Below are 3,125 nucleotides of genomic sequence, written 5' to 3'. Positions count from 1 at the left end.
GTCCATGCCGACGCCGCGCCCAGACAATTCATCAGCCTGCTCTTTGGTCGAGAAGCCAGGGAGGAACAGCAGTTCGTAAGCTTCTTTTTTGGGCATGGCTGCCGCTTGCTGGGCGGTAATTAGACCCTTTTCGATCGCTTTGGCTTTAACGCGTTCGGTATCGATACCCGCACCGTCGTCAGCAACCGAGATAATAGTTTGGTTCCCTTGGTGGAGAGCGCGAATTGTAATTTTGCCTTCGAGTGATTTACCGTTGGCTTGGCGAGCTTGACCTGCTTCGATCCCGTGAGCGATCGCATTATTGACCATATGGATCAACGGATCGGTGAGACTTTCGAGGATCACTTTATCGATGAGTGTATCGCGACCTTCGACGCTCAGTTCGATTTGTTTGCCGTATTTAAGACCGTTATCGCGGACCCCGCGCTGCAACCTGTCGGCAGTCTGGGCAAATGGCACCATCCGCGATTTGGTAAGATCTTCTTGGAGTTGTCCGGTAATCTGTCTGAGAGTCCGGGTAACTTCGGTACTGCCATCGACGACAAATTCGATATCCGCTGTAGACTCGCGCACGCGCACTGTCAACTCGATCATCTTTTGCGATAGCAAGTGAATCGGTGTAAAGCGATCCATTTCTAGCGGATCGTATTCCATCAACGTGCCGCTGTTACCCAAATCTTCACCGCTAATTTGCGGACTGGGGACGGTGGGTTTATTTTGCTGACGACTGGCGACGAGAGAATTTTCCATCAACGATCGCTCGTAGAGATCCTGCATCCGCTTACCGACTTCATTGAGCTTTTGGACTTCGGAGAGGAGTTTTTCGACAAACTGCCGCATCCGATTTTGATCTTGCTCTAAGGTATTCCGGTTGACGACTAGTTCCCCAACTAAGTTGTTGAGATTGTCGAGGTATTTTACCGACACCTTCATTGTCTGCTCGAAGGTACGCGACTGTTTGGAGCGGCGCTCTTTGGCATCCCGCTCTCCGGTCTGCATTGGCGGCTGAACAACTGGGACGACAGGTGTCAGCAAGGCATCGAGAGAGTCGAAATTAGCCGCTGGACTACCGACTAATGCGTCGAGATCGTCGAGATTAGGTGCTGGACTTCCGACTAAGGCATCGAGATCGTCAAGGGCTGACGATTGACTGCCGATGGCAATCGCACCACCAACACCCAGACCCAATGCAGTGACACCCATTAAGGCATCTAAGTTGCCAAAATCTGGGAGATCTGCGCCTGGTAAATCCAACCCATCTAACCCGTCTAAAGTTAATTCGCGATCGGTTAATTCAGCGCTAAAATCATCAAGATTAAAGTCTAAGTTATCAAAATTTGTAGAAGATGTTTCGTCTAAATTGAGTTCGGTTTCACCTAATGAATCGAGGTTTAGAGCGCCATCACTAGTCAAATCGATGTTATCGATCTCTAATTCTAATTGTCCGCTCAAGGCATCTAGATCTAGCAGTCGTGACTCAGCATTCGAGTCTGGCTCGAAATTTAGAGATGAGATGTCATCTAAATTGAGTTCGGTGGCACCTAGAGGATCCAGATTCAAAGCACCGTCATTAGTCAACTCAATGTTATCATCTGACTCTAATGGTCGATCGCCAGCAGCATTTAAATCCAGTAGTCCTGACTCTGCGGTAGGCTCGTTTGAGCTTACAACTGGCTCGCTGCCAATGTTCAAAAAGTCTAGATCGAGATCGACTGGACTAGGATCGAAGGACGAGTTGAGCGCCAAGTCATCAAATTCAAAGTTTAAATCGCCAAGTTTATGTGGCTCTAAATTAAAATCTAAATTACTAAAATCATCGCTCAAACCTAGTTCTCGATCGACATTAAAATCACTTAATTCATCACCGATAGCCAAATCTGATAAAGCGCTGTTATCAGCGAACAAATCTAGATTAAAATCGGTAAAATCATCGTTAAGTGGCGATCGGGAGATCGATTCCAGCGCATTAGTCAGGGGTTCATCGCTCGATTCGGACAGATCTAAGTTACTCGTGGGCAGATCGCCAGTAGCGAATTCTGGTTCGCGATTCTCGTTCCGAGAGGCTCCGCCAACGAGTAGATCTAAATCTAAGTTATCCACATCGAGTGCTAGTGGCTCGTTACTACCTAATTCAGTAGCGAGCGCTCGCGCTAAATCTAAATTAGTAACGTGTGGATCGGCAGTTTCGACCAGTGGCTCGCGATCGAGAATATCGAGATCTAATTCACCCAAATCGGGATCTGACCCTCGTTCACCCACTGGTACATCCACGCTGTCTAGATCGAAATTAGTAAGCTGGAAATCGCTGCTAGCGCCCAGTGATTCGTCAGTAAACATATCGAGATCGAATGTACCGATACCTGCGAGATCGTTTTGCCCGGTGGCGGAGCCGCTGCTGGACGCGAGAATCGAGTTATCGATCCAGTCATTTAATTCATCGGCGATCGGGTCTTTTTCGACGATCGATTGAGGTAATTCATCCGCAGTTAAATGCTCTAAAGGGAGCGAGAAACTGTCTGAATCGGGACGATTGCCATAGTTTAATGCTTCCAAAAACAGGCTCTCGGAAGCTGGCGTGTCTGCCCACGCGGGAGCAGGGGTACTTTGAGGCACGGGATCTACTTGCGCTGCTGGTGTCGCCTGAAACTCGGGAGCGAAATCGCTGTTAGGTGTGCTTGGATCGGGTAATTCTGGCACAATTGGCGCGAGTGCCATCGGTGGTAAATTCTCTAGTTCAGCCCAATCATCAGGAGTAGCAGCGGTGCTAAATAAACCGCTCATGGGTTGGTCTAATCCAAAATCGGGTGCGGGGAGATCGATCGCATCGCCAACTGAAGACAGTGGTTGAAGTTGACCATCGATATTCGCCAGCAAATCGAGATCGGCATATCCTGGCTGCTGGGACGTGGCTAGTTCGGTATTCGACCAAAAACCGGGGAAATCGCCGTCGAAGGTGCCGAGATCGGGATTGTAGAACGTTTCTTCGTCATAAGTATCGACATCTGAGGGCAGTTCGATCGAACCAGGACTGACAATTGCCGCAGCACTATTGCCAGTAACTACCACATCTACTCGATCGGTCGCTGCCGTTTCTGGGTCTGGCTCGAACATTTGGGAGTAGAATT

1 protein-coding gene is annotated in these 3,125 nt (G+C 48.9%); it reads right to left on the bottom strand.

Features of this window, described 5'->3' with window-relative positions:
• Positions 1-3,111 (bottom strand): ATP-binding protein (locus RMO35_RS22485; RefSeq protein ID WP_309744509.1); only part of this gene is annotated, 3,111 nt, incomplete at its 3' end.
• Between the last annotated feature and the right edge of the window lie 14 nt (positions 3,112-3,125).

This window comes from Chamaesiphon sp. OTE_20_metabat_361, assembly GCF_031364565.1.
The sequence above is the reverse complement of the archived record's forward strand: the minus strand, read 5'-3'. Positions and strand labels throughout refer to the sequence as shown.